Origin of the sequence: Arthrobacter terrae, from assembly GCF_015708085.1 — a bacterium.
GTDB lineage: Bacteria > Actinomycetota > Actinomycetes > Actinomycetales > Micrococcaceae > Arthrobacter_M > Arthrobacter_M terrae.
Genome location: NZ_JADNYM010000014.1, coordinates 38,780 through 64,070, shown reverse-complemented (window position 1 = coordinate 64,070; position 25,291 = coordinate 38,780). Strand labels below are relative to the sequence as shown.

Annotated in this window: 22 protein-coding genes, 1 tRNA gene, 1 pseudogene and 1 riboswitch; of the genes and pseudogenes, 11 read left to right on the top strand and 13 right to left on the bottom strand. The window is 64.5% G+C overall.

Annotated elements, in window-relative coordinates; genetic code table 11:
• Positions 1 to 3 precede the first annotated feature (3 nt).
• The gene (locus IV500_RS12075) at positions 4 to 741 is read right to left on the bottom strand and encodes a DedA family protein (protein ID WP_196397061.1); all 738 of its coding nucleotides are present in this window, start codon (positions 739 to 741) and stop codon (positions 4 to 6) included.
• On the opposite strand from IV500_RS12075, the gene IV500_RS12070 reads away from it, so the two are divergent.
• Positions 740 to 1,339, top strand: a complete 600-nt coding sequence (locus IV500_RS12070) for an O-acetyl-ADP-ribose deacetylase (RefSeq protein ID WP_196397060.1) — start codon at positions 740 to 742, stop codon at positions 1,337 to 1,339. The genes IV500_RS12075 and IV500_RS12070 overlap by 2 nt on opposite strands.
• On the opposite strand, the gene IV500_RS12065 is transcribed toward IV500_RS12070, so the two are convergent.
• From IV500_RS12065 to IV500_RS12055, 3 genes are all read right to left on the bottom strand, one after another.
• Positions 1,312 to 2,232, bottom strand: a complete 921-nt coding sequence (locus IV500_RS12065) for a pseudouridine synthase (protein WP_196397110.1) — start codon at positions 2,230 to 2,232, stop codon at positions 1,312 to 1,314. The two genes, IV500_RS12070 and IV500_RS12065, sit on opposite strands and share 28 nt — an antisense overlap.
• Before the next feature lie 199 nt (positions 2,233 to 2,431).
• Positions 2,432 to 3,235: a DNA-formamidopyrimidine glycosylase family protein gene (locus IV500_RS12060; RefSeq protein ID WP_196397059.1), complete on the bottom strand. Its 804-nt coding sequence runs from the start codon at positions 3,233 to 3,235 to the stop codon at positions 2,432 to 2,434.
• Between the two features lie 8 nt (positions 3,236 to 3,243).
• The gene (locus IV500_RS12055; RefSeq protein WP_196397058.1) at positions 3,244 to 8,037 is read right to left on the bottom strand and encodes an ATP-dependent helicase; all 4,794 of its coding nucleotides are present in this window, start codon (positions 8,035 to 8,037) and stop codon (positions 3,244 to 3,246) included.
• 206 nt (positions 8,038 to 8,243) lie between these two features.
• Here IV500_RS12055 and IV500_RS12050 point away from each other — a divergent pair, with 206 nt between their 5' ends.
• The gene (locus tag IV500_RS12050) at positions 8,244 to 8,744 is read left to right on the top strand and encodes a hypothetical protein (RefSeq protein ID WP_196397057.1); all 501 of its coding nucleotides are present in this window, start codon (positions 8,244 to 8,246) and stop codon (positions 8,742 to 8,744) included.
• Between the two features lie 28 nt (positions 8,745 to 8,772).
• Here IV500_RS12050 and IV500_RS12045 read toward each other — a convergent pair whose 3' ends face one another.
• The 3 genes from IV500_RS12045 to IV500_RS12035 form a co-directional block, all read right to left on the bottom strand.
• Complete coding sequence (locus IV500_RS12045) at positions 8,773 to 9,426, bottom strand: DUF4232 domain-containing protein (protein WP_230854873.1); 654 nt, start codon at positions 9,424 to 9,426, stop codon at positions 8,773 to 8,775.
• Positions 9,427 to 9,623: 197 nt separating this feature from the next.
• On the bottom strand, positions 9,624 to 10,433 hold the full coding sequence (locus IV500_RS12040; protein ID WP_196397055.1) for a YcnI family copper-binding membrane protein: 810 nt from the start codon (positions 10,431 to 10,433) through the stop codon (positions 9,624 to 9,626).
• 87 nt (positions 10,434 to 10,520) lie between these two features.
• Positions 10,521 to 11,159 (bottom strand): hypothetical protein, encoded by a 639-nt coding sequence (locus IV500_RS12035; protein WP_196397054.1) that lies wholly within the window; start codon positions 11,157 to 11,159, stop codon positions 10,521 to 10,523.
• 185 nt (positions 11,160 to 11,344) lie between these two features.
• Between IV500_RS12035 and IV500_RS12030 the strand changes: the two genes are divergently transcribed.
• Entirely contained in the window at positions 11,345 to 11,680 is a 336-nt protein-coding gene (locus tag IV500_RS12030; protein WP_196397053.1) for a YnfA family protein, read from the top strand.
• 22 nt (positions 11,681 to 11,702) lie between these two features.
• Here IV500_RS12030 and IV500_RS12025 read toward each other — a convergent pair whose 3' ends face one another.
• A complete protein-coding gene (locus IV500_RS12025; protein WP_196397052.1) occupies positions 11,703 to 12,146 on the bottom strand; it encodes a MarR family winged helix-turn-helix transcriptional regulator in 444 nt (147 codons plus the stop codon).
• Positions 12,147 to 12,201: 55 nt separating this feature from the next.
• On the opposite strand from IV500_RS12025, the gene IV500_RS12020 reads away from it, so the two are divergent.
• Positions 12,202 to 13,374, top strand: coding sequence for a phosphotransferase (locus IV500_RS12020; protein ID WP_196397051.1), 1,173 nt, complete (start codon positions 12,202 to 12,204; stop codon positions 13,372 to 13,374).
• Here the strand turns inward: IV500_RS12020 and IV500_RS12015 are convergent.
• On the bottom strand, positions 13,371 to 14,186 hold the full coding sequence (locus IV500_RS12015) for an MBL fold metallo-hydrolase (RefSeq protein ID WP_196397050.1): 816 nt from the start codon (positions 14,184 to 14,186) through the stop codon (positions 13,371 to 13,373). The two genes, IV500_RS12020 and IV500_RS12015, sit on opposite strands and share 4 nt — an antisense overlap.
• Before the next feature lie 139 nt (positions 14,187 to 14,325).
• On the opposite strand from IV500_RS12015, the gene IV500_RS12010 reads away from it, so the two are divergent.
• Entirely contained in the window at positions 14,326 to 14,616 is a 291-nt protein-coding gene (locus tag IV500_RS12010) for a hypothetical protein (RefSeq protein ID WP_196397049.1), read from the top strand.
• A 487-nt stretch (positions 14,617 to 15,103) separates the two neighbouring features.
• Here IV500_RS12010 and IV500_RS12005 read toward each other — a convergent pair.
• Positions 15,104 to 15,193: transfer RNA gene (locus IV500_RS12005), tRNA-Ser, on the bottom strand.
• Positions 15,194 to 15,296: 103 nt separating this feature from the next.
• Positions 15,297 to 15,809 (bottom strand): tRNA adenosine(34) deaminase TadA, encoded by a 513-nt coding sequence (gene tadA, locus IV500_RS12000; RefSeq protein ID WP_312875911.1) that lies wholly within the window; start codon positions 15,807 to 15,809, stop codon positions 15,297 to 15,299.
• A 22-nt stretch (positions 15,810 to 15,831) separates the two neighbouring features.
• Between tadA and upp the strand changes: the two genes are divergently transcribed.
• Positions 15,832 to 16,467 carry a uracil phosphoribosyltransferase gene (gene upp / locus IV500_RS11995; protein WP_196397048.1) on the top strand — a complete coding sequence of 212 codons (636 nt, stop codon included), beginning with the start codon at positions 15,832 to 15,834 and terminating at the stop codon, positions 16,465 to 16,467.
• A gap of 50 nt (positions 16,468 to 16,517) precedes the next feature.
• Here the strand turns inward: upp and IV500_RS11990 are convergent, their stop codons facing one another.
• The gene (locus IV500_RS11990; protein ID WP_196397047.1) at positions 16,518 to 17,183 is read right to left on the bottom strand and encodes an aggregation-promoting factor C-terminal-like domain-containing protein; all 666 of its coding nucleotides are present in this window, start codon (positions 17,181 to 17,183) and stop codon (positions 16,518 to 16,520) included.
• 4 nt (positions 17,184 to 17,187) lie between these two features.
• Positions 17,188 to 17,370: riboswitch (cyclic di-AMP (ydaO/yuaA leader) on the bottom strand.
• Between the two features lie 525 nt (positions 17,371 to 17,895).
• The gene (locus IV500_RS11985) at positions 17,896 to 18,303 is read right to left on the bottom strand and encodes a GNAT family N-acetyltransferase (protein WP_230854872.1); all 408 of its coding nucleotides are present in this window, start codon (positions 18,301 to 18,303) and stop codon (positions 17,896 to 17,898) included.
• A gap of 138 nt (positions 18,304 to 18,441) precedes the next feature.
• On the opposite strand from IV500_RS11985, the gene IV500_RS11980 reads away from it, so the two are divergent.
• The 5 genes and pseudogenes from IV500_RS11980 to IV500_RS11965 all read left to right on the top strand — a co-directional run bounded on the left by IV500_RS11980 (position 18,442) and on the right by IV500_RS11965 (position 25,214).
• A complete protein-coding gene (locus IV500_RS11980) occupies positions 18,442 to 18,663 on the top strand; it encodes a hypothetical protein (RefSeq protein ID WP_196397046.1) in 222 nt (73 codons plus the stop codon).
• Positions 18,664 to 18,743: 80 nt separating this feature from the next.
• Positions 18,744 to 19,139, top strand: a pseudogene (locus tag IV500_RS21480) (thiamine pyrophosphate-binding protein); the annotation flags it as partial.
• A gap of 396 nt (positions 19,140 to 19,535) precedes the next feature.
• On the top strand, positions 19,536 to 21,950 hold the full coding sequence (locus IV500_RS11975) for a phosphoketolase family protein (RefSeq protein WP_230854880.1): 2,415 nt from the start codon (positions 19,536 to 19,538) through the stop codon (positions 21,948 to 21,950).
• Positions 21,940 to 22,653: a class I fructose-bisphosphate aldolase gene (locus IV500_RS11970; protein WP_196397044.1), complete on the top strand. Its 714-nt coding sequence runs from the start codon at positions 21,940 to 21,942 to the stop codon at positions 22,651 to 22,653. The genes IV500_RS11975 and IV500_RS11970 overlap by 11 nt, the downstream gene beginning before the upstream one ends.
• Positions 22,650 to 25,214, top strand: a complete 2,565-nt coding sequence (locus tag IV500_RS11965; protein ID WP_196397043.1) for a plasma-membrane proton-efflux P-type ATPase — start codon at positions 22,650 to 22,652, stop codon at positions 25,212 to 25,214. Before IV500_RS11970 ends, IV500_RS11965 begins: the two co-directional genes overlap by 4 nt.
• The last annotated feature ends 77 nt before the right edge of the window (positions 25,215 to 25,291 follow it).

Below are 25,291 nucleotides of genomic sequence, written 5' to 3'. Positions count from 1 at the left end.
GTGCTACGGCCCGGCTATGTCCTCCGGCTCCGCAGCGGACGGGTCCGTCGGGTCGACCGCGCGGCGGGATCGCGACTGGCGGCGGCGCAGAGCGATGACGCCGGCCATCAGCACGCCGATTGCGAGCCCCATCCCAACGCCGATCAGCGAATTGGCCCAGAACGGCAGACTGCTGTTGCGGCCAGTGAGATACCCCAGACCGACCATCCAGCAGGCCCAGATGATTGAGCCCAGCGCGCTCGCTCTGAGCACCCGCAGCGTGGAGACTTCCGCGATTCCCGCAGCTGCCATCGTGGCGGTGCGCCCGGCAGGGATGAACCGTCCGGCGACCATCGCCGCGGCGGTGGAGGAGCGGCCACCCCTGGCCGCCGCCTTGCGGATGCCCTTATGAACCAGACGGCCCCACTGGAAACGGTCCAGCACGTGCGTGAGCCGGCGCTTGAACAGGCTGTAGACCAAGAGGTCTCCGAGGATGGAGCCCACAGCTGTCGCCGTCAATGCCAGCGGCAGAATCACGTCTCCGCCGGCCGACAGCGATCCGGCGGCTATCACCATGGCTTCGGAGGGAATGGGCGGAATGGCAGCATCCAACGCAACGGCCGCTGCCATGATCGGATAGAGCGCGAAGGCCCAGTTGCCTGCACTCAAGAGGTCCACTGCTTCAATGTAGCCGTTGCGCGCCGATACTGGTACCACGCGGTGGGTGGTGTCGCCGCACGGCCGATGCCAGACTAGCGGCATGGACATCAGCATCGTGCAAGGCGACATTACCGTCCGCAGGGTCGATGCAATCGTGAATGCGGCGAATTCTTCGCTGCTCGGCGGCGGCGGTGTCGACGGCGCCATCCACCGGGCGGCCGGCCCGCGGTTACTGGCTGCGTGCCGCGAGCTGCGGCGGACGGTGCTTCCGGACGGCCTGCCCGTGGGCGCGGCCGTGTCGACGGAAGCCTTTGATCTGCCCGCGCGCTGGGTGGTCCATACGGTGGGCCCGAACCGGCATGCCGGTCAGCGGGACCCCGCGCTGCTGGCATCGTGCTTTAGCTCAAGCCTGCAGGAGGCCGCCCGGGTGGGGGCGCGGTCCATTGCGTTTCCTGCCGTCGGTGCCGGGGTCTACGGCTGGCCGGCAGCCCAGGTGGCACAAGTGGCGTTTGACGCCGTCGCGCAGTTTCAGCGTGCGCGGTGGGCGGGCAGCAGATCACCGGCTGGGGCTATGGGGAGCGAATCTGTGCTGACTGACCCTGTGCTGACTGAGCCTGAGCTGATTGAGTTTGTGCTTTTCAACACGGACATTGCGTCCGTTTTCCGGGAAGTTTACGCGGCCGGCAATGCACTGAGCTGACGCCGGCTCCGGTATTCAACGTCCCGGCCGGTGAGCGGATCGGTGAAGGCGATGCTGCGTGCCAGCAGCTGCAGCGGCTTGCTATAGTCATCCGCAGTCTCCGGATACAGATCCGGATAGAACAAATCGTTCAGGATGCCAATACCCAGACCGGCCATGTGCACGCGCAATTGGTGCGTCTTGCCGGTGTGGGGTTCCAATTTGTACCTGCCCAGTCGGCGGCCCGCGCCGTCGTCGTGCGTAGCCAACAGCTCGACGCGCGTCTGCGTGTTCGGGTCTCCCTGAACCTCCTGCGCCAGCAGGTAGGTGCGGGATTTGATCATTCGGGAGGTCACGGTCCGCGGCAGATCCAGCTCGGGACGGATTGCCGCGACGGCCTCGTACTGCTTTTGGACGGCACGCTTTTCGAAGAGCAGCTGGTACTTTCCCCTGGTTTCCGGGTTGGCTGCAAAGAGCAGGACGCCGGCGGTCATCCGGTCCAGCCGGTGGATCGGCACCAATTCCGGCAGATCCAGCAGGTTGCGGAGCCGGACCAGCGCCGATTCCGCCACATACCTGCCGCCGGGCGTAGTCGGGAGGAAATGCGGCTTATCCACCACCACCAGATCCTTGTCCTGATGCAGCACCTCAAGCTCCACCGGTATCCGCACTTCCGGTGGGACCTCACGGTAGTACCAGATGAAGGTGTGCTCGGCCAGCGGTGTGTGCTCGGTGACCACGCTGCCGCCGAGCGCGCGGACCTCGCCGCGGGCAAAGCGGTTCACGATGCCGACGGCGTCCACGTGACCGAAGCGCTCCAGTACGTAGTCCATGGCCGTAATCCATGGGCCCTCAGCGGGCAGGCGAAGGCGGGTTGCATTGACGCCGTTGCGCACCGGGAGGGGGGATTTCATCACGGCCCAATTCTACCGGTCATCGCGACGGCACTTTTGCGGCATTTTGGCGCCACGGCGCCAATACCCCCGTGCAATGTGCGCAGCGTTCAGGACGGCGGATGCGCCGGGACACGCCGGCGCACGAACCCGGTTCAAGTCTGCGCCCGTTGATGCGTCAGCTTCGGGCGCCTCTGCCGGGAGTTGCTGACAGCGGGGGCTAAGGCGCCGGCTGACAGCGGGGGCAATAGTAAATGTCGCGGGCCCGCTGCGCCGGAGACTGGGGATCCGGCAGGGTCCCGTGCCGGATCAGGGCGCCGCAGCGCTTGCAGGGTTTAGTCTCCCGGCCATAGACCCAGACCGCCGCATCGCCCCGGGCAGGACCGCCGGTGGTGCTGCGTGAGGAGCGGTTCTTATTGGCCTCGAGCAGCCGCTTGGACTGCTCGATCAGCCGGGGCAGGGCGCGGACGTCACCGACCGGAACTGCCGGATGGACGCCGGCCAAAAAGCAGAGCTCGCAGCGGAAGACGTTGCCGATTCCGGCCAGGTTCCGCTGGTCCAACAGAGCCAGCCCGATGGGGCGGGCCGGGGCCACAGAAATTCTGTGCAGCGCCTCGTCCGCATCCCAATCCGGGCCGAGCAGATCCGGGCCCAGATAGCCAACGGCGTCCGCCTCGCGTTCCTGTGGCAGCACCTCAAGCAGTCCGAGGGAAAATCCGACGGCGGTCGTGTCCAGGGTGCCGAGGATACAGCGGGCGGTAAAGGCCGGGCGGCGCCACTTCGCTGCATGGTCCACCGGGTATATGTGCCAACTGCCCTCCATCTTCAAATGTGAATGAATGAGCTGGCCGGCGACCCGGATGAGCAGGTGCTTGCCGCGGGACTGAACGCTCTCCACCACCGAGCCGGTGAAATCCACGGTGGCGAACGCGGGCACGCGGATGTCGCAGCGTGTGAGGACCTTACCCGTGAGCGCCTGATCCAGCTGCCGGGCCTGGCGCCAGACGGTATCTCCCTCAGGCATGACCGCGCTCAGGCACGGATCCGCAGCCCGCGGGGCGTGGTGTATGCGCCCGCCTCTACCAGCGCAGCGGCCAGCACAGTGTCCAGGATTCCCTGGCCGTTGACCTTTTCGATGGCGAGTTTGTCTACAGCGCCGCGTTTGACCACGCCGGCCAGGGCCCGGCCGGCGAGGGTGAGATGAACGGGGTCGGTGGTGAAGGCGAGCACGGTCTTACCGCCGCGCTCCACATATAGCACCAGTTCGCCGTCGACCATCACCACCAGCGCCCCGGCCTTGCGTCCCGGTCGGTGCCCCACGTCCAGCGCAGGCCAGGCAAGGGCTGCGCCGTACGGATTGGCGGGGTCCGTTGCTGCCAGGGCAAGTGCGGTCGGTTCGGATTGGCGCGTGTCGTCCTGCGTGAAGGAGCGGAGCCGGTCCACCGTTGCCGGGACGGCGAATTGAGCCGCGCCGAGATGTTCAACGAAGTATCCGCGCCGGCTGCGCCCCGATTCTTCCAACCGCGCGAGCACCTTGTACATCAGTGCAAAACCACCGGGAATGTTCTCATTCATCACCGAGCCGCGCGTGACGATCCCGTACCGGTCCATCAGCAGCTCGGCCATTGCGTGGGCCGCGACAGTAGATTCCGCTTCCCGGGCCGGCAGGACGTTCCAGCGCCCGGCGGCCAGCGGAGGCGCGCTCCGCTTTGCTCTGGCGCCGGCTAAGACAGCGCTGGCTAAGACAGCCCCGGATCCATCGGTGCCGGAGCCGTGCAGGCTCCCGGTTGCCGCTTCCGAGGCACGCCCCAAACGCCCGTAGCGCCCGGCCGAGCGTAGTCGGGGAGTTGTCGGCGGCTGCCGATGCGCCGTATGGCCACCGGCCAGCAGCGACCGGACGGGAGCGAATGTGTCATTGCTGATCCGTCCGGCCCAGACAAGCTCCCACAGTGCGGTGAGCACTTCGGTGTCACTGGACGCTGAGCCGGCCACCTCTTTCAACTGGTGGAAGAAATATGCGCCGCCGCCGCAAAGATGGGACAGCAACCGTTGCTGCAGGTCGCTGGGTTCGAACCCGGCTTGCGGATTGAGCGTCAGCGGCGCCGATTCGGCGACGTGGAGACTGATCCAGCCGTCATTTCCGGGCAGCGAACCCGCGCCGGACCAGAGGATCTCCCCGGCGGCGGTGAGCTCATCGAGCATGGCCGGGACAAAATTTCCGATCCGGCCGGCGAGCACCAAGGGCTCCCACGCGGATGCCGGAATGGGAACCCCCGCAAGCTGATCCACCACAGTGAGCACGCCGTCGAGCCCCCTTAACTGAGTGGACTGGCCATGCTGCCCGGGCTTGCCGGTGCTGCGAACATGCTGCCATGACGGAAGGAACCGCGCGTAAGCGGCAGGATCCACCGGCTCCACCTCGGCGCGGAGGGCCGCCAGCGAACGACGGCGCAGCTTGCGGAGCACCTCAATATCGCACCACTCCGACGGGGCCGGCGCTGGCGCTGATGTCGGTGGCGGTATTTGGACCGCAGGTGCCCCGGTGGGGCGGAATTCGCCTTCGGTCACGCGGCCGTCGGCGGCAAGCCTGGCAAGGCCGGTGCCGACGACGGCGACACCAAGTCCCAGCCGAACGGCAGCTTCCGCTGCGGTGAACGGTCCGTGCGTTCGCGCGTAGCGGCCCAAAAGGTCACCGAGCGGGTCCGCCACGGGTTCAATAAAGGCCAATGGAACGCCCATGGGCAGCGGAATGCCCAGCGCGTCGCGCAGCCGGGCCGCGTCCTCGATGGCAGCATATCGTTCGGTCCCGGCCATCTGGACTTTCAAGGCCCGGTTGGCCTTGACCAACGCGGCTGCATGCAGGCCGGCCGACAAATCTGTTTCCGGTTCCAGCCGGGCCTGGATTTCGTCCTCGCTCAGCGGTCCCAGTAACCGCAGCAGATCCGCTACCCCCTCCATGCCGCGCGCCCTGCGGTCCGGGGCCAGCCGTTGCAGTTGGGCTTCCGTCTGATCGATAACCTGTGGATCCAACAGCTCGCGCAGTTCCGCCCGGCCCAGCAGTTCATTGAGCAGGGTCGGATCCAAGGACAGCGCCGCTGCCCGGCGTTCGGCCAGCGGTGAATCGCCCTCATACAAAAATGACGCCACGTAGCCGAACAGCAGGGATCTGGCGAAGGGGGAGGGCTGTGGGGTCGTTATCTCAACGAGCCGCAATTCGCGCCGTTCAATGCTGGCCGCGATCTCCTTCAGCGCGGGCAGGTCGTAGACATCCTGCAGGCACTCACGCACGGTTTCGAGCACGATCGGGAACGTCGGGTATTTGCGTGCTACGTCCAGCAGCTGGGCGGAGCGCTGGCGCTGCTGCCACAGCGGGGAGCGCTTGCCCGGGTTCTGCCGCGGCAATAACAGCGCGCGGGCTGCACATTCGCGGAACCTTGAGGCGAAAAGTGCGGAACCGCCGACTTCCGCCGTGACAATGCTGTCCAACTCGGCGGCTTCGAAAAGGAAAAGTTCGGCCCCCGGTGGCTCGTCATCCATCATCGGCACGCGCAGCACGATGCCGTCGTCGGAGGCCATGGCGGAGCCGTCCAGGCCGTATCGCAGATGCAAGCGCGCGCCCACTGCCAGGGCCCACGGTGCATGCACCGGCATTCCATACGGGCTGTGCAGGACCACCCGCCAGTCGCCGAGTTCATCGTGGAAGCGTTCGACCAGCAAGGTGGTGTCATTGGGGACGACGTCGGTGGCCTGTTTTTGCTCCGTAAGGTAGCCGAGCAGGTTGGCGGCGGCCCAGTCATCGAGCCCCGTGGCCCGGCATCTTTCCAAGGCTGCGGCGGCATCCGCTCCGGAGAGCTCGCGCATGAAGGCGCCGAGCGCACGGCCTAACTCGACGGGCCTGCCCAGCGAATCGCCCTTCCAGAACGGCAATTTCCCCGGCTGTCCATACGCCGGAGAAACCAGAACGCGGTCATGGGTGATGTCCTCGATCCGCCAGCTCGTGGCGCCAAGGGCAAAGACGTCGCCGACGCGGGATTCGTACACCATTTCCTCGTCGAGTTCACCCACCCGCCGGCCGCCCTTGGCCTTTGCCCCCGGCGCGGTTTCCTGTTCCGAGCCGACGATAAACACGCCGAAGAGGCCGCGGTCCGGGATGGTTCCACCGGAGGTAACCGCGAGCCGCTGGGCGCCGGGGCGTCCGGTAATGGTGCCGCCGGTCCGGTCCCAGATAATCCGCGGGCGCAATTCGGCGAACTCGTCGGAGGGGTAACGGCCGGCCAGTAAATCCAAGGTGGCGTCGAAAGCGGACCGCGGCAATGTTGCAAACGGAGCCGAGCGCCGTACCGTATCGAACCATTCCTCCACATCAATGCTGCCCAAGGCGGCGGCCGCCACCGTCTGTTGCGCCAGAATATCGAGCGGATTTGCCGGAATGTACAACGACTCGATCCGTCCCGCCAGCATCCGCTCCACGGTAACGGCCGAGTGGACCAGATCCGCGCGGTGCTTCGGGAACATAATGCCTTGGGAAATTTCGCCCACCTGGTGCCCGGCGCGGCCCACCCGCTGCAGGCCGCTGGCCACCGACGGTGGAGATTCCACCTGGATGACCAGGTCCACAGCACCCATGTCAATGCCCAGTTCAAGGCTGGAAGTGGCGACGACACAGCGCAATCGGCCGGATTTAAGATCATCCTCAATCAGGGCGCGCTGGTCCTTGGAAACGGAACCATGATGGGCCTTCGCAAGGACAGGCTCGGCCCCGCCGGTCGCTCCGGCCTGCGCCATCAGTTGTGCCGGCGTGGCGAGGACGGCCGACGACGGCGGCACGCCACTGTCCGGCGGCACGCCACTGTCCGAAAGTGCAGCACTGTCCGAAAGTGCAGCACTGTCCGCGAGGCGTTGGACGTAGATTTCGTTTAGCCGGGCGGTCAACCGTTCGGCAAGCCGCCGGGAATTGGCAAAGACAATGGTGGAATTGTTGGCGAGCACATGATCGACAATCTTTTCCTCCACGTGCGGCCAAATCGAGGCGTTCGCTGCCGGTCCGGGCCCGTCGTCCCCTCCTCGCGTTCCTGCCTGTGCCGGCAGCGCCGTCATGTCTTCCACCGGCACGGTGACGGTGAGGTTCCAATTCTTCGCAGTGACGGGAGCTACGATTTCCACCGGGGCCGAGCCTGCCAGGAACCGCGCCACGGTTTCCCGTGGCTCCACCGTGGCGGAGAGGCCAATCCGTTGCGCAGGCTTATCCAGCAGGGCATCAAGGCGTTCCAAAGACACCGCCAGATGTGCGCCCCGTTTAGTCCCGGCCACGGCGTGCACCTCGTCAAGAATCACGGTGTCCACCTGTGCCAGCGTGGCACGGGCCTTGGATGTGAGCATCAGGAACAGCGATTCGGGCGTGGTGATGAGGATATCCGGAGGGTGCGCGAGCAGCGAGCGCCGTTGCGCCGCCGGCGTGTCTCCGGACCGGACGCCGACGGAAATGTGCGGAGCCGCCAACTCCAGCCGCTTTGCGGTCTGCGTAATGCCGATCAGCGGAGCACGCAGATTCCGCTCCACGTCCACACCGAGGGCCTTCAGCGGGGAGATATACAGCACACGTGTGCCGGATTTGACCTCCGGATCCCGCTCGACGGCGATCAGCCGGTCCAGCGCCCAAAGGAAGGCCGCGAGGGTCTTACCGGAACCGGTGGGGGCAATGACGAGCGAATGAGATCCGCCGGAAATCGCCTTCCACGCTCCTGTTTGAGCGGGTGTGGGCGCCGGAAAGGCACCCAGAAACCACTCCCGGGTTGCCGCCGTGAACTGCTTCATCTGAGGACTCATATACTTCCCGCCACGGCTCCATCATCTCGCAGGGTACTGACATTTTTCGCCGCACGCTGTGCCTGCGCGTCAGCACGTTGATCTGCCTGTACTGTGTCGGTATAAACGGCAATGCAGCCTTTGCCGTGTGTCACTAGCGGCAGAGCACAAACATCGGGGACGGAGCGGCTGTGGTTTCGCGGCAGATGGGGAATACTTGGTTCCCCATGGCTGGCATGGCCGCGCTCTTTTTGGGCGGAGCAGCCACTGCCCTGATGGCCAACTCCAGCAAGGCTGCGGTGCCCTCCTACTATCTCATCGCCTCTTTGCTGTTCGCCGGCGCCACAGCCTGGTGGTCCTACCGGAATCCACCGGTTCTGCGCGGCGAGCTCCGGCCCTACCTCTATACGGCCGGTGCCGTGGTGTTTGCGCTGCTGTTGGGTGGGTCCACCGGCATACTGCATGGCTGCGTCCCTTGGCTGGCACTTGGCGGCGGGGTATTGGCATATGGCGTTCTGGAACGCGTTCGAGTAATTGTCACAGCTGGGGCCACAGCCTGTGCGACGGCGCTCTTGGGTATGATCATTACCGCCGCAGTTTGGGGCGGCGCGCTTCAGACCGTAACCGCAGCCGCCTTTGTCCTGGCGGCCCATCGCCTGCATCTGATGCGCTATGGCCGGCGGCCGCCGGCCCAAAAGGTTGATCTGGATTCGCTGATCCACTTCTAGCCCGTCGGTAGGCCCCGGTCACGGCACCCTAAGACTTCTGGAATGAACCAATCGTCAGCAGGACAATCCCGGCGTCCGTGCAGGCTGTTAGAGGGTGCGCAATATAGAGCGCGTCGGTGGCGCTTGGTGGGTAGACCCGCAGGCCGTCGGCGGGCACCTGAACGCAGCCCTGATAGTTCCCTGCCTGTGTGTAACGCAGAACAGCGGCGGCGCTGGAACCGGGTTCCATCGTGATGGGACCCGAGGAGGGAAGGCCCGGATCGCGGTCGGCGGCCGCGCCCAACTGCGTGCCATTGCCGTTGCCGACCAGGGAAACTCCGGGGTAGCCATCCAAAATACACTCAGTGTTCGAGGTGTTCTGCAGGATCAGTTTCATGTAAATACTGCCCGCCGCTCCGCCGCCGCTGTCGTCAACGGAGCCGGCCAGCATGGCTGCCGTGCAGAGAGCGGCGCCGGCAACCGGGGCCGCCGTAGATGCCGGAGCTGTCGACGCCGGAACTGCAGTCGAGGCAGGCCCTGACGGGGAAGCGCTCGCAGAAGGGCTGGCGGAGGCGTGACTGGACGTGCTGGAAGCGGAGGACGACGGCGTACTGTCGACCGTCGATGAGGTGCCGGCAGGAGTCGTCGAACCCCCACAGCCGGCCAGCCCAATGACTGCCGCCGTTGCTGTCAAAACCGTCATTATCTTCGCGTGTCCCCGAGTCATCATTGAACCAGACTTGTCTTTCCGGTTGCTCGAGTCAACTTCCGCCACGGCCAGCGGCGCATTCTTCTTACGATCGTGACCCTGGACAACAGCCCGGCGCTCTGGATTGGCAGCGCCGGGCAGCGCCCCCAGCGCCGGGCAGCGCCCCCCAGCGCCGGGCTAGCGCCGGGCGGCTACTTTGCGGCCGGCTTGCGTGTCCTGGCCAGGGCGACCCCGCCCATACCCAAGCCGAGGACACCGGCTCCCAGCCCGATCCACCCGGGTGCCTGGCCGGCGCCGCCGGAACTGGCACCGTCGGAACTCCCGGTGTCGGAACCCGCGGTGTCGGCACCCGCAGCGTTGGTGCCGCCGTCGGGCGCTGCCCCGGCAGGAGCCGTCGTGCTCCCGGCCGTCTGGGCCGCAGTGACCGTCACCGTGGGCGCCGGCGCCTTTAACGATTCCGCGTCCTGCCCTGCGGCGGGAACATCCACCCAGTTCGTCTCGCCGGTTTCGCAGGTCTGCAGGGTCGGGAAGTACAGCGTTTCCCCGACCTTTTCCGGCAACTGCAGGGACAGTGCCAGGGCGTCGCGCTGATGGGCGTCAAGCGGCGTTTTGGCAGTATAGATGACCTGGCTGGTTCGCTCCGTGACCGAGCTGCCGTTTGCCAGCTTCTGCGGCGTTGCAAGTTTTTCCGTCGTTTTACTGATGGTCCAGTTTGGGTTCACTGTAGGCGTGGCGTCATTGAGTTCCTTCGGCAGATCGATGGTGACCTTGGTGGTGGGGGACCCGTTGCAGCCGTGCCCCACGCTGAACGTCAGCAGTGAGTAGGAGCCGGCCGCGGTGCTGTCCGGGGAGACATCCACGTGCGCCGAGGCTGCTGACAGTCCGGCCGTCATCAGACCGACAGTGGCCCCGGCAATAAGTGTCGCTTTGAGCGCGCGACGGGCAGTTTTGCCCGAGCCGGGCGTGTTGTTACGGGTGGTTTTTTTGGTGTGCGGGTTCATCGGAAATCCTTGTCGGTACAGCAGCCAACCTGGCGTGCAGACAGCGGTGAGGGTGTGGACACCCCACCGGATCGGCCGGAAGGGGCGTTAGACGAAGACGTGTGCCACAGTTGGCGGCCCGCGCCGACAGTCGGCCCGCAGGTTACGCCACGGCTGCGGGCGGATGGGGCTATTAGCCGCTGTTAGTGCCTGGAAAGGGGCGACGGCGACGGGGGCCGGCCCGGCCAGCCTCACCAGCGGGCGGAGCCAGTCGGCGAGCAGCCACAGGGCTTCCTCCCCTTTGGCCAGCACGACGGCGGTCGCCAAGGTAGCTCCGACGTGGGCCAGCGTCATGGCCAGGGCAGCCGAAGGATATCCCGGCTGCATGGACATTTGCGCCATCGCGGTTGCTTGGGGCGCTAGAGCGGTATGCACACCCATGAGGTGATGCGCCATGGCCGGATCGACGAGCGCGGCCGTGGGAACCATGGGGTTGGAGAGCAGGTCAAAGGCATTGTGCAGCAGGAGTTGGCTGGCCCCGAGCAAGGCCAGCATCAGGGCCAGCGGCACACGGATACTGGTCACCGCAACAGAAACAACGGCAGTCAGCGCCGTCAAGGCGAGCAGGAGGATCGGCTCCGGCAGCACGCCACCGGCCAAGGTATGCGCACCCGCCGCGAGCGCCAGAATCGTCACCGCAATAGTCCCGGAACGCAGCCAGCGGAACGGCGCGGAAACGGCGCTCACGTGCTCTCCTTCGGCTCTGGGCGTTTGTAAAAAAACGTGCGGGGCACGGATGCTGCAGAACGCGGATCGTTAAACGTTTTTGCGCTGGCCCGTTTGTGGCTCCGGCGGTGCCCGGAGCCAGTTTACCTACTATTCGTTACCGGGTCGGTACAGGATGGCCCGGCAGCGCAGAGGACACTGGGGGAGTGACAATTTTCCGATCCGTAGTCCTGTTCGTGTTTGCTGCGGTCGCCGAGATCGGCGGAGCGTGGCTGATCTGGCAGGCCGTCCGGGAAGGCAAGGCGTGGTGGTGGGCCGGCCTGGGCATCGTGGCACTGGGAATTTACGGCTTTATCGCAACGCTCCAACCGGATGCGAATTTCGGCCGGATCCTAGCTGCCTACGGGGGAGTCTTCGTGGCCGGATCGCTGTTGTGGGCGGTGCTGCTGGATGGCTTCCGTCCCGACCGCTGGGATGTGATCGGCGCGTCCGTGTGTCTTGTAGGCGTTGCCGTCATCATGTTCGCCCCGCGGAACGCTTAGTTCCGGTCATCGGCTCGCCCATTCAGTCCGGGAGCGATCCCAGGGCGAGCTCCTCGAGGACCCCGCGGAAGGTGCGGTAGCGTTCCTGGCCGACGCGCCCGGCCCAGTCCTGTTCGATGCGGAGGTTCCGGGCGAGAACGGCGTCGATTACCTGCTGGCCGAGCGGCGTGCGATGGACCAGGCGCACTCTGCGGTCCGAGGGATCCCGGTCGGACGTCAGATGCCCGGTCCTGACGAGCTGGGCGACGAACTGCCCGCAGCCCTGCTTGGTCATCCCGACGCGTTCGCCCAGTTCGGTGATCGTCACCCCATGCTCCGGCACCGATGAGATCACCCGAAAATGGGACTGCCGCAACCCATTCCAGTCCTCGGTGGCGAAGATCGCGTGCACCTGTCGAAAGAGCAGGCCCATGAGCATGGGGGTGTGAATCTGGTCGACAGGAAAGTCAGCCTTGACGTAGTTCATAAAGTGACTTTACCATCTGAGTAGGAAACCGACTTTCCCAGTGATAGGGCGCACCATGCATCACCGTGAACTACTCGGGACCGCGAACGTCAGTGACGAGACGCTAACGGAGCTCGTTGCTGCGCTTCTGAGGGAGCCTCCGGGCCGGGTGACGGTGTCGAGCTCCGACGTAGAACGGGTCGCCTATGATTTACCAACGATCACGACGGCCGGTCGTTACTGGGTCCGTGGGCAGGCACTGGTCGGGGGCGAGCCAAAATCTTTCTGCTTCTTCGTCAAACACGTGCAGTCGTGGGCCCGTTCACCAATGTTCGCGGAGGTCCCTGCGGAGCTTGCGGTGATGGCCGAAGCTGGCGTTCCGTGGAGAGTAGAGCCGCTGGCCTACCGGTCTGACCTCGGCCAACGGCTGCCGCACGGGCTTCGGATGCCGCGTGCTGTGGCGGTGTTCGACCTGGACGAGAAGTCAGCCAGCGTCTGGCTGGAAGCGATCATGACGGTATCGGCCGAGTGGGACGTGGCCCGGTTCTCGAAGGCCGCCTACCTGCTGGGCCGATTCGCAGCCAGCCCAAGGGTGCGGGAGCGCGCGAAGGTGGGCGAGTTTGAGTGGACCGTACGCGACTACCTGCATGGACGACTCACGCACCAGGTGATCCCCTTGGTGTGCGACTCAGGCGTCTGGCATAACCGGTTGGTGGCCAGGGCCTTCGACGACTCCCTGCGGACCCGTCTGCAGGAGCAGGCCGGGCGCGCCCACGACCTGGTCGACGAGCTCGCCGCCCTGCCACTGGGTACCATCCATGGCGACGCCTGCCCGAATAATCTGCTCGTCACCGCCGACGACGATGGTTTTGCGCTCATCGATTACAACTTCTTCAGCGAAGGCCCTATCGGTTTCGACCTGGGCCAACTTCTCGTCGGGGACATCCAGATCGGCCGGCAGCGGGCGTCCACACTTCAGGCCGTCGAAGAGGCAATCCTGCCGTCCTACGTTGAGGGTCTCCGCGCAGAAGGCAGCAAGATCCCACTGGACGTCGTCCGGCGCGCCCACGCACTACACCTGATGCTGTTCACCGGCCTATCCACTCTGCCCTTCGAACACCTCCGCACCGAGCCGACCCCGGCCCTGCACCAACTGGTCGCTGACCGCGCCGCCATCGCACGATTCAGTCTCGGCCTGCTCGACGCAACCGAAACGGCATCTGCCCGTGCCACCCAACCGTTCGGCTAGTCCTCCGCCTCGCCGCGGATCCAGCGAATGTACCGGTGCAAGGAACGGTCCACGATGAGGCCGGCACCGGATTCGATGAGTCCAAAGGCACTGTAGATCCGGTCGAATCCCAGCGGCGCCGCCGTGTCGAGAATTCTGCGGACCGCCCGTTCGGGGAGCGGGATGTTGTTGACGAAGCTGCGCATGACGTTGACGGACTTGCGGTCCGCACCGATGGCGATGGTATCCCCGGTGAGGAGCGCGCCCTGGCCGCCGGCGCCGTCAGGCCAATGGACCATGCTGCTGCCGGCGAAATGCCCGCCGCATTGCAGCATCGAAAGACCGGCAAGGAGCCTGCAGCTGGTATCCCACAACCGGATGACAGGATCGGAACGCCTGATCCATTCCTGATCTGCCGACGCAACGTACACGGGTGCGCCACCGAAGGCGTGGCTCCACTGAATGGAGGAGCCCGTCAGGTGCGGGTGGCTTGCGGTAATGACCGCGATGCCGCCGAGTGCGCGGACAGCCTCCACGCCGGCGTCGTCGATGAAACCCGGCGGCTCCCAGAGCAGGTTGCCGTCTCTGGTGCAGAGCAGCAGGCCGCGCTGGCCGATGCCAAGTCTTGGGACGCACTCCACCGCGTAGAGATCCGGCTCGAGTTCATGCACTGTGATCCGGTGGGCGGTGGCGGCGAGTTCTTCCCGCGTGGTCCACCGCTGACCTCCCGCAGGCACGAACTGCCGCTCGTCGGTGCAGATTTCACAGCTCACCGGGGGAGTATCCGTATCGGGATGCTCAATGGCGCAGGTTGCGCAGGTCCAAATGGTCACGGGATCTCCTCGGCTGTCAGCGGCTGCAAGGCCGGGTGCAGTGAGACCAGTGTACGAGACAGGAACATTCCGTGCGACGCAACCGGTAATGTACCTCAGTCGTTGTATTCTCAATTGTCGGATACTTCCAGGGGGAACTATGCAGTACAAACGATCCGCAGGTCTCTTCGTCGCAGGTATCACGCTATTTTTTGGCGGACCGTTACTGGGCGTGGTAGCCGCCGCCTTGTGGATGTATGTTGCCACCGCCAACGGTAGCTCTGGAATGGCTGCCGGCTATATCGCGGTGATAGCTTTCGGGTCGCTGCTCGCCCTCTTGGGCTTCTGCCTGCTCGTGGCCGCAGCCCACCGCGCCCTTGAGAAGATTGATGCGCTGCCTCTACGTGCGCAGACTCGGCAAAGGGAAAACTCGCCCTCCGACTACCGCTGAGCGCTGGCGGTCCAAAGACCGGACATGGCTACCTCGGGACTGGCTTCGAAATCTCTCCGCTATCTTGGAGCAGGCCGCAGTTCGTGGCTTCGTTGTCGAATCGGTGCCGTCCGCTGCCTTCATTAGCTGGCCCACTGTTCGAGGTTGGCCACCAGTGAAGATGACCAGTCTTGGTTTGCCGGGGCAGTGAAGCGGTCCTGCATTCCAAGGATCTCACTGCACGATCTACGGCTCACGGCGGCAAGCCCCGCCGTGAGCCCCGGGCGAACGTCCAGGCCGTGCGAAGAATGCCTGGGCACATCAGCGCAGCCATGACGCCGGATATTTATGCAGACGTGTTTGATGGGGATCTGGACGCCGCTGCAATAGCCCGGGATAGTGCAGTCTCAGAATCAAGGGTCCTTAAACGGTGCCCAATCGTCTGGGCTGTGGCACGACAAAACCCCTGCTTCCCTTGTAAACAAAGGGAAGCAGGGGTTTTCCTGATTGGCGGTGACGGTGGGATTTGAACCCACGTCAGGCTCTCACCTGAACAACATTTCGAGTGTTGCACCTTCGGCCGCTCGGACACGTCACCAACGCATTTACTTTACCGGACGGACGGCCCGCTTCCCAAAAGCGCCGTTACCCGCCCCGGTTACCGGCCCCGGATTCAGGCCGCTGAGCGGAGGGTCCAACAGCTATTGAAGGCGCCGGTCGCCAAAAAAGTCCCGCAGCAGGGCGGCACATTCATCCTCGCGGACGCCTGGGAAAACCTCCACCCAGTGATTGAGCCTGCGGTCGCGCAAAATATCGAAGACGGATCCTGCTGCGCCCGCTTTTTCGTCCCACGCACCGAAAACCACCCGGGGGAGCCTGGCGAGCACAATGGCTCCGGCGCACATGGCGCACGGCTCCAGCGTGACCGCCAGCGTGCAGTCCGCCAGCCGCCAGTTGCCAAGTTCACGCGCGGCGGCGCGGATCGCAATCATCTCCGCGTGCGCCGTCGGATCTTCCAGCGCCTCGCGCTCGTTGCAGCCGGCACCGAGGACCGATCCGTCGGGGCCGAGGACGACGGCGCCGATCGGCACGTCCGCGGTGGCACCGGCATGCGATGCCTGTTCCAGGGCCAGTCCCATCCACTCGTGGTGCCGGGCACGGTCTGGTCCGCCGCCGGGCGCGGGTACCGCGGGGAACTTTGCTGTTGGGGTCACGGCTCAATGGTAACTTTTACCTATGCGCGTACTTGTTGCGGACCACCCGCTCGTTGCCCACAAACTCACCGTTCTTCGGGACAAAAACACCACGTCGCCGATTTTCCGGCTGCTGACCGAAGAACTGGTCACGCTGCTGGCCTATGAGGCGACCCGCGACGTGCGGGTGGAGCCGGTCAACATTGAGACTCCGGTGACGACGACGGTGGGCACCGGCCTGCGCAAGCCCACGCCGCTGGTGGTCCCGATTCTGCGCGCGGGCCTTGGCATGCTGGAGGGGATGACGCGGCTGCTGCCCACCGCCGAGGTTGGTTTCCTCGGGATGGAACGCCATGAGCAGACGCTGGAGGCAATCACTTACGCCGAACGGCTGCCCGATGACTTGACCGGGCGGCAGGTCTACGTGCTGGATCCGATGCTCGCCACGGGCGGGACCCTGCGGGAGGCCATCAAGTTCCTTTTTGCGCGCGGTGCGGCTGATATCACCTGCATCTGCCTGCTGGCGGCACCCGAAGGGCTGCAGAAGCTGCGCGACGAGCTGGAAGGCAAAAACGTCACCATTGTGCTGGCGTCCATCGATGAAAAGCTCGACGAGAATGCCTACATCGTGCCCGGGCTAGGCGATGCCGGGGACCGTCTTTACGGCGTCGTGCACTAGGAATCGTGCACTAGGAAGCGCGCATTAAAGTCAGGCCCGTTATCGGCGATTCAGTACCAGTTCATGGCCGTTTCGTGATCCCAGGCGCCGCAGGGTGAGCCATAGCGGTCCTTGATGTATGTCATGCCCCATTTGATCTGGGTCTGGTAATTGTTCTTCCAGTCATTGCCGGCGGAATCCATCTTCTCGGCCGGGAGCGACTGGACAATTCCGTAGGCGAGGCTGGACGGGTTTTCCGCGGTGGTGGTCCAATCGGATTCCTGATCCCACAGCGGCAGCAGACAGGACATTTGGTCCTGCCCCCAGCCATAGGAGGGCAATGCCGCGGCTGCGTAGGCTTTGGCTCCGGCCGGATCATTGACGGGTCCGCCGTTCGCGCCAAGGGCCTGCACATCGGCGGCTGCTCCGCTGACGTTCGGTGTTGCCGTCGGAGCAGCGCTGGACTTCACCGCTGTCCGGGTGAAAGACAGCGATGCATTGCTGGGTGCGGCGACGGTCGCGTCGGCGGCGGCCGCCTGCGGCTCAACCGTTGCGCCGTTGTTCAGGGCGGCGTTGGAGGCACCCACGCCGACGAGGAGGAAGCCGGCGACGGCGACGGCGGTCATCCGCTTGCCGGCTGGGCCGGGCTTCGGCGCCGCGTCCCACCAGCGACCTGCGGCAGAGGCGCGGTGGGGCGTTTGGATCCGGCGGCGGCCGTGTTGGGACTCTTGGGACATACTAAAAACCTCTCTGACGCGCCTGCGAGGTGAGCTGTCGGGTTCGGATGAGAGCATCCGGTCGTCCGGTCCTGATCTGCACGCGGCAGTAGGGACCTGATGGCTTAACCCCAAGGGCTTCGGGAGGGAAGCCCAAAAAAGTGGGTTCCCCGTCTCTGCCTTTCCTAGAACGGAGCGTGGGCGGCGGCAGAGCTCGGCGGTCCGGACACGGGCGTCAGGGGCAGTAGTTGCCGAATTTGGCGCCTCAAGTATTCTACCGGACAGTAGCCTAATAGTCACATTTTGATAACGGTCAATATTTCGGGCGCGCTTCAGGTGGTTTTCAGGTGCGGCAGCTGACGCATGCCGGCTGTCATTTTTCGAAGTCGACTGCGCAGAATGTCAGAAGTCCTCTGGACCGGTATCGGAGGCGGACGGCACTGCGCGTTTTTCGTTGTGTTCTCCTGTGTGGGGTGCGGGGCTGCAAGGTGGGCTTCCTGGTTGGCCGATAGTTTTGGCTGCTTTCCGCGCAGTCGCTTCTTTGCCTTGGCGATTGGGTCGTTTGGATCGTAGACAGAGTCACCAATGCTGAATCTTATTTTGTCGGTGGCCGGGTCGTCTGCTATTTCGCGGGCAGCACCGACGGATCGGGCCAGCCGGTCCAGCTTGGTTGCAGATTCACGAGGGAAAAGTTGTTGATTCCTTGAGTGCCGGTAAGACCGACGACGCCGCCCTAGTCGTGCAGGACCACCTGGTAGAGGTTGTGGTCTTGCCGTTTCCCGGCAATCTGCAGGTACCCCGGAGCCATCCCAATCTGCTGGAAGCCGGCTTTCAGCAGGACCCGCTGCGAGCCGACATTGTGCAGCAGAGTGCTCGCCTCGATGCGGTGCAATCCGAGTTCGTCGCGTGCCGTCTCGACGACCACCTGGACCGCAGCTGATGCCAGGCCGCGGCCCGCGAACTTGTTATCCACCCAGTAACCCAGCCCTGCACTCTGGAATGGACCACGCACAATTCCAGCCAAGTTGAATCGGCCAACGAGGATCCCGCCGGCAGACAATCCAAAGGGACACCCCTCGCCGGCTTCATTTGCAGCAAGGCGGGCCGCAATGTCTGCAGCCTGCGGCCAGCGCTGACGCATCACTCAAGCGCAGTGCACGCATGCTGACGTCTGCACTCACGCTGGCGGGATTTAAACACCAGCCAACGTTAGTCGAAATCGTCGTCCTATGACGCCTGGCTCTTCGACATCGACGGCGTTCTGACGAAGACCGCGTCGGTGTACGCGGCCGCGTGGAAGCAGGCCTTTGACGGATTACTCGATCAGGACGGCGTCTTACGTGGCAGGGACTTCGCACAGTTCGATTCGGAGGCGGTCTACCAGCGCTACGTTGACGGCGAACCAGCCGCCCACGGGCTGCCGAACTTCCTGGCCGGCAACTTTGGTCTGGTGATCGGTTTCCAATCATCACAACGGTGTAAGCTGGCGCCGATTGATTAAAGACGCCGCCTGGACCCTGCAGCCCCGCCTTCAATCCTTATGGAAGTTTTCCACGAGGACCCAATGGCTGGAGCACAACCATGAATGACGATCAGCTCGAGGTCAGCCGGAGGCCGTCCGGGCGCTCACGCGTGGATTACAGCCATTGCGGCACCAGCGCCGGCCCCGGCCATCCCACCTCGTCCTTGTCTGCGGCGGACCTGGTCCCGGTACCGCTGGTGGGGCATCTGCGCTACGACTGGAGCCCGCACCCTTCCCCTGGGAATGACCATTTGACCTTCTCCGAGGGCCACGCCTCCCTGCTGCTGTACTCCATGTACTGGGCCGTCGGGGTGGTCGATGCGGACGAACTCCCCGCGACCGACCGCTGGTTCGGGGCACGCCTGGCCGGGAATCCCACGCCGGTATTGCCATCGATCGATGTTGGCGCCACATCCCTGAGTCAGGGCCTTCCGGCCGGCATCGGGATCGCCTTGGCCGGAATATACCTAAATAAACTGCCCTGCCAAGTGTGGGAATTGAGCGGGGATAGCGATACGGCTGAGGACTCAACCCGGGAGCCCTTCGACAACGCAGACTTCTACAAACTGGGGAATCAGACGCAAGCAAGACCGTCCTTGATCCAGTCAACGAGCGGGTGGCCGAACTGCATCTCCCCGCGGGGTCGATGGGGCCAAGGACCGCGTCCGGTGCCTCGCCGATGCATAGGACCTCCCGGCCGGAATTGCGGGCACCACGATTTCCGGTTCCACATCGGCCCAGGCAGAGCCGGACGGCATACGCGGAGTGTTGGAGACAGCAGCTCCAGCAAAGCCGTTCATTTCCAAAGGAGCAAGAACATGAGCAATCAGAGCAAGTCCGGGACGACAGCAATGGCAAGCCGGCCAGGAATCGAGGAGAGCCCGGCGCAGGCAACGCTGAGTGCTGAAATGCTGCACCGAATGGATGCGTATTGGCGCGCTGCGAATTATCTCTCGGTGGGGCAGATCTATCTCTATGACAATCCTTTGCTCAAGCGTTCGTTGGCGCTTACGGACGTGAAGCCGCTGGTGGTGGGGCATTGGGGCACTACCCCGGGACAGAACTTCATTTATGTGCACCTGAACAGGGTGATCGTGAAATACGGGCTTGACATGTTCTACGTGGCCGGGCCAGGACATGGCGGACCGGCGCTGGTGGCCAATACTTATCTTGAGGGCAGCTATTCAGAGATCTACCCGGATGTCAGCCAAGACGAGGCCGGGTTGAAGAAGCTGTTCATGCAGTTCTCGTTTCCGGGCGGCATCTCCAGTCACGTGGCCCCGACCACGCCGGGCTCGATCCATGAGGGCGGGGAGCTCGGGTACTCGCTCAGCCACGCGTTTGGTGCCGTGTTCGACAATCCCGGGCTGGTCGTGGCTTGCGTGGTTGGCGATGGGGAGGCCGAAACCGGTCCGCTGGCCACGGCATGGCAGTCCACGAAGTTCCTCAACCCGGTCAGTGACGGGGTGGTCCTTCCGATCCTGCACCTGAACGGCTACAAAATCAGCAACCCCACGGTGCTGGCCCGCATCGAGCACGAGGAACTGGACCAGTTCTTGCGTGGTTGCGGGTGGGACCCGCGCTACGTCGAAGGCGATGATCCGGAGGCGATGCACCAGCTGATGGCGGCCACCCTCGACGAGTCGGTGGAAACAATCCGCACGATCCAGGCCGATGCGCGCAATGGCAAGGATGGCGCCCGCCCGCGGTGGCCGATGGTCGTGTTGCGGTCCCCGAAGGGGTGGACGGGGCCGAACGTGGTGGACGGTTTACAGATCGAGGGCACTTTCCGGGCGCACCAGGTGCCACTGCTTGTGGACGAGGCACATCCCGGACACGTCGAACAGCTCGATCAATGGATGCGCAGCTATAGGCCCGAGGAACTGTTCGATGAGAACGGGCGGCTGCTGCCCGACCTGGCGGCGCTCGCCCCATCCGGGGAACAGCGGATGGGTTCTAATCCCCACACCAACGGTGGATTAATGTTGCGGGACCTGCGAATGCCGGACTTCCGGACGCATGCGGTTGCCGTCGTCGTTCCCGGCGCCGTGGAAGCGAAAGACACGCTCGTCCTGGGGGACTTCCTGCGCGATGTGGTCAAGCTGAACGAGGAACGGCGCAACTTCCGGATCTTCGGTCCGGATGAGACGTTGTCGAACCAGCTGGGCGCCGTGTTTGAGGTCACCGACCGCCAATGGGATGCCCGCACGCTCGAAGGTGACGAGTCGCTGGCGCCAGCAGGGCTGGTGCTGGACTCGATGCTCTCCGAGCATCAGTGCCAAGGATGGCTGGAAGGCTACCTGCTCACCGGCCGCCACGGCCTGTTCAACTGCTACGAGGCTTTCATTCACATCGTCGACTCGATGTTCAACCAGCATGCCAAATGGCTCAAGATCACCAGGGCCCTGCCGTGGCGGCGTGAGATCTCCTCGCTGAACTACCTGCTGGCCTCCCACGTGTGGCAGCAGGACCACAACGGTTTCACCCACCAGGATCCCGGCTTCCTTGACCATGTGGTGAACAAGAAGGCAGACATCGTCCGGGTTTACCTCCCACCGGATGCCAACTGCCTCCTCACTGTCGCCGACCACTGCCTGCGAAGCCGCCACTACGTCAACGTCATCGTTGCCGGCAAGCGTGACATGCCGCAGTGGCTCTCCATGGCCGACGCGGAGATCCACTGCACCAAGGGAATCGGGATCTGGGAGTGGGCCGGCAATGACCGCGGCGCCGAGCCCGACGTCGTCCTTGCCTGTTGCGGTGACACCCCCACCCTCGAGGTGCTCGGGGCTGTCTCGATTCTTCGCGAGCACCTGCCCGGGCTGAAGGTCCGGGTTGTCAACGTCGTGGACCTGATGAAGCTGCAATCAGCGAGCGAGCACCCGCACGGCCTCTCCGACCAGGACTACGATTCCTTGTTCACCAAGGACAAGCACATCGTCTTCGCCTTCCACGGATATCCGACCCTGATCCACCGCCTGACCTACCGGCGGACCAACCGCAACCTGCACGTGCGCGGCTACATTGAAGAAGGCACCATCACCACCGCCTTCGACATGCGCGTGCAGAACCGGCTCGACCGCTTCCACCTCGTCCAGGACGTTGTCGACAGACTGCCCCAGCTTGGTGCAACGGGGGACTACCTCAAACAGGCGATGGCCAACAAGCTCATCGAACACAACCTCTACATCAACCAACACGGCCAGGACCTGCCGGAGATCCGCGACTGGACCTGGAACCCCGGCGGAGCTGGCCATGGCAACTGACACCCCGCCACTCGCGGAACCCGGCGTGGCGGTGAACGCATTCGTGGAAGCGGCGTTGCCGGATACGACGTTGAAGCATACCGCGCAGGCATTGGCTGCGGACGACAAAGATCTGCTGGCGATCGATGAATCGATCCGGACCTGCAACCGGCGCTTCGCCAAGCTCGGGGTCCCCCAGACCGTCCAGGCCCGCCGCGCATACCGTGAATTGATCATCACCACGCCGAACCTCAGAGACAGCATCAGTGGCGTCATCGTGTGTGCTGAGACGATCCGTCAACACACCGCTGACGGCGTGCCGTTCCTGAGCGTACTGTCCAGAGCCGGGATCGGCACGGGCATCAAGTTCGACCTCGGGACGACGCCGATGGCCGGGCATCCCGGGGAGAGGATCACCGAAGGTCTGGACGGCTTGCGCGCCCGGCTGGCCGCCATCAATACCGACGCAGGCCAACGGCTTCCGTGGCCGGTGGCATTTTCCTTCGGCCGCGCGATCCAGCAACCGGCCTTGACAACCCGGGACGGCCAGGACGCGAACGCAGCCCGCGCACAGCAGGCCCTTCAACGACGCGTTGCCGCCAATCGGGATGCCCGCCGTGGGACGGATACCCTTCCGCACGGCGTCTCGACGCGGGATGAGCACGGCGTTGCGGCCTCCGCCCCGGGCCAGCACGGAATTCCAGAAGACGGACGCCAACCATGAGCACTGACAGCACCAGATCCACACCCACCGAAGTCACGCAGGGCGGCTCGGTAACGTCGAAACCTGATCCAAAGCATGACCTGAAGTCGCTACCGATGGCAGAGGTCCTCAAACAGCTCGACACCTCACCGGAGGGGCTGACGCAGGCCGAGGCGGCGAAACGGTTGACAATGTATGGGCCGAACGAGATCGCCGAGCACAAGACGAATCCACTGTTGAAGTTCCTGTCCTACTTCTGGGGACCGATCCCGTGGATGATCGAAGTGGCAGTCATCCTGTCAGGTGTGGTGGGGCACTGGCCGGACTTCTTCATCATCTTGGTGCTGCTGATGGCCAACGCCCTGGTCGGTTACACCGAGGAACGTCAAGCCGGAAACGCCATCGATGCATTGCGGGCGAAGCTAGCGATCACGGCCAGGGTCAAGCGTGGCGGCGAATGGGTGACCCCGGCGGCACGGGACCTGGTTCCCGGTGACGTGATCCGTCTGCGGCTTGGTGATATCGTCCCCGCCGACGCCCGTCTGCTGGACGGCGACGAAATCGAGGTTGACCAGTCCGCCCTGACGGGGGAGTCGCTACCGGCTACGTGCGCACCTGGTGCCGCCGTATTCTCCGGCTCGATCATCCGCCGCGGCGAGATCGGCGCGCTGGTCTACGCCACCGGCACCCGCACCTACTTCGGCAAGACCGCAGAACTGGTCGCCGGCGCACACACTGTCAGCCACTTCCAAAAAGCCGTCCTCAAGATCGGGAACTACCTCATCATCCTCGCTGCAGTGTTCGTCTCGGTGATCGTGCTCGTCTCCCTGCTTCGGGGCGACGCAGTACTGACCACCCTGCAGTTCGCTCTGGTGCTGACCGTCGCGGCAATCCCGGTCGCGATGCCCACGGTGTTGTCGGTGACCATGGCTGTCGGCGCACGGCTGCTGGCCAAGAAGAAGGCCATCGTCAGCAGGCTGGTCGCCATTGAAGAACTGGCCGGCGTGGATGTGCTGTGCGCGGACAAGACCGGCACCCTGACCCAGAATTCGCTCACCTTGGGTGCCCCGTTCAGTGTAGACACCGCCACCGCCGCCGAGGTCATCCTCGCAGGTGCACTGGCCTCACGCGCCGACAACGAGGACCCCATCGACCTCGCCGTCCTCGGTGGCCTGGACGACAAAAGCGAACTTGATCCCTACACAATCGGCCACTTCGAGCCGTTCAACCCGGTCGACAAACGCACCGAGGCCAGCGTCACCGGTGCGGACGGGAAGTCGTTCAAGGTCAGCAAGGGCGCCCCGCAGGTCATCCTCGCTCTTGCCGGCGACAGCGCCAAGATCACGCCGGCCGTCGAGGGAGCCGTCAACGAGTTCGCCGCCCGCGGCTACCGGTCGCTGGGGGTGGCCCGCGCCGACGGACAAGACCAGTGGAAATTCCTGGGCGTGCTTGCGCTGTTCGATCCGCCCCGCGAGGACGCCAAGACCACGATCGCCACCGCGCAGGCGATGGGCGTGAGCCTAAAGATGGTCACCGGTGACGCAATCGCCATCGCCAAAGAAACTGCGGCAAAGGTCGGGCTCGGCACCAATATCCTCGACGCCGCGGGCCTGGGAGATGTGAAGAAGGAAGAGACCCCGGCGAGGGCGCGGGCCATCGAGACCGCCGACGGGTTCGCCCAGGTCTTCCCGGAGCACAAGTACCACATTATCGATGTCCTGCAGCAGCGCGGTCACATTGTCGGCATGACCGGTGACGGCGTCAACGACGCCCCCGCCCTGAAGAAAGCCGACTGCGGCATCGCCGTCTCCGGAGCCACCGACGCCGCCCGCGCGGCCGCAGCGATCATCCTGCTCACCCCCGGGCTGGCAGTGATCATTGACGCGGTCAAGGAAAGCCGCAAGATCTTCCAGCGGATGAACTCCTACGCCATGTACCGCATCGCAGAAACACTGCGGGTGCTGCTGTTCGTGACCGGGTCAATCCTCGTCTTCAACTTCTTCCCCGTCACCGCGATCATGATCGTGATGCTGGCGCTGCTCAACGACGGGGCGATCTTGTCCATCGCCTACGACAACGTCCACTTCAAGATGAAGCCGGAAGCCTGGAACATGCGTATGGTGTTGGGCATCGCCACCGTGCTCGGTGTCGTCGGCCCTATCGCGGCGTTCGGTCTGTTTTACCTTTGCGACAAGGTTTTCGGCTTGGGCCGTCCGCAATTACAGACCATGATGTACCTGATGCTGTCGGTCGCCGGGCACCTCACCATCTTCCTCACCCGCACCCGCGGCCCGTTCTGGTCCATCCGCCCGGCCCGGATCCTGTTGATGGCAGTTCTCGGCACCCAGGCAGTGGCGACGCTGATCGCCGTCTACGGGCTGTTCATGACCCCGCTGGGTTGGGGCTGGGCAGCGTTCGTCTGGGCCTACGCCATCATCTGGGCGTTGGTCAGCGACCGCATCAAACTCCTTGCTTACCGCATCCTGGACCCTACCAAGTCCACCCCGGCCCACGACGACGCCACGCTGGCCAAGGGCGCAACAGCACCAAAGTCCGACTCCACCGCGCGCCCGTCCCAGTAGCCGATGCGGCCGAATGTTCCGCAGGATGACCGCGTTCAGGATGAGCCCGAGTGCGTCGAGCTGGCCCTCCCGGTCTT

Bases quoted from the DNA above. Each gene is read 5' to 3' on its own strand.
- IV500_RS11990 (WP_196397047.1), bottom strand. From the start codon at position 17,183: ATGTCCCAAGAGTCCCAACACGGCCGCCGCCGGATCCAAACGCCCCAC.
- IV500_RS12075 (WP_196397061.1), bottom strand. From the start codon at position 741: ATGCCGCTAGTCTGGCATCGGCCGTGCGGCGACACCACCCACCGCGTG.
- IV500_RS12025 (WP_196397052.1), bottom strand. From the start codon at position 12,146: ATGAACTACGTCAAGGCTGACTTTCCTGTCGACCAGATTCACACCCCC.
- IV500_RS12070 (WP_196397060.1), top strand. From the start codon at position 740: ATGGACATCAGCATCGTGCAAGGCGACATTACCGTCCGCAGGGTCGAT.
- IV500_RS12020 (WP_196397051.1), top strand. From the start codon at position 12,202: ATGCATCACCGTGAACTACTCGGGACCGCGAACGTCAGTGACGAGACG.
- IV500_RS11965 (WP_196397043.1), top strand. From the start codon at position 22,650: ATGAGCACTGACAGCACCAGATCCACACCCACCGAAGTCACGCAGGGC.
- IV500_RS11970 (WP_196397044.1), top strand. From the start codon at position 21,940: ATGGCAACTGACACCCCGCCACTCGCGGAACCCGGCGTGGCGGTGAAC.
- IV500_RS12060 (WP_196397059.1), bottom strand. From the start codon at position 3,235: ATGCCTGAGGGAGATACCGTCTGGCGCCAGGCCCGGCAGCTGGATCAG.
- IV500_RS12050 (WP_196397057.1), top strand. From the start codon at position 8,244: ATGGCTGGCATGGCCGCGCTCTTTTTGGGCGGAGCAGCCACTGCCCTG.
- IV500_RS11985 (WP_230854872.1), bottom strand. From the start codon at position 18,303: ATGCGTCAGCGCTGGCCGCAGGCTGCAGACATTGCGGCCCGCCTTGCT.
- IV500_RS12040 (WP_196397055.1), bottom strand. From the start codon at position 10,433: ATGAACCCGCACACCAAAAAAACCACCCGTAACAACACGCCCGGCTCG.
- upp (WP_196397048.1), top strand. From the start codon at position 15,832: ATGCGCGTACTTGTTGCGGACCACCCGCTCGTTGCCCACAAACTCACC.
- IV500_RS12065 (WP_196397110.1), bottom strand. From the start codon at position 2,232: ATGAAATCCCCCCTCCCGGTGCGCAACGGCGTCAATGCAACCCGCCTT.
- IV500_RS12055 (WP_196397058.1), bottom strand. From the start codon at position 8,037: ATGAGTCCTCAGATGAAGCAGTTCACGGCGGCAACCCGGGAGTGGTTT.
- IV500_RS12010 (WP_196397049.1), top strand. From the start codon at position 14,326: ATGCAGTACAAACGATCCGCAGGTCTCTTCGTCGCAGGTATCACGCTA.
- IV500_RS12045 (WP_230854873.1), bottom strand. From the start codon at position 9,426: ATGACGGTTTTGACAGCAACGGCGGCAGTCATTGGGCTGGCCGGCTGT.
- IV500_RS11975 (WP_230854880.1), top strand. From the start codon at position 19,536: ATGGCAAGCCGGCCAGGAATCGAGGAGAGCCCGGCGCAGGCAACGCTG.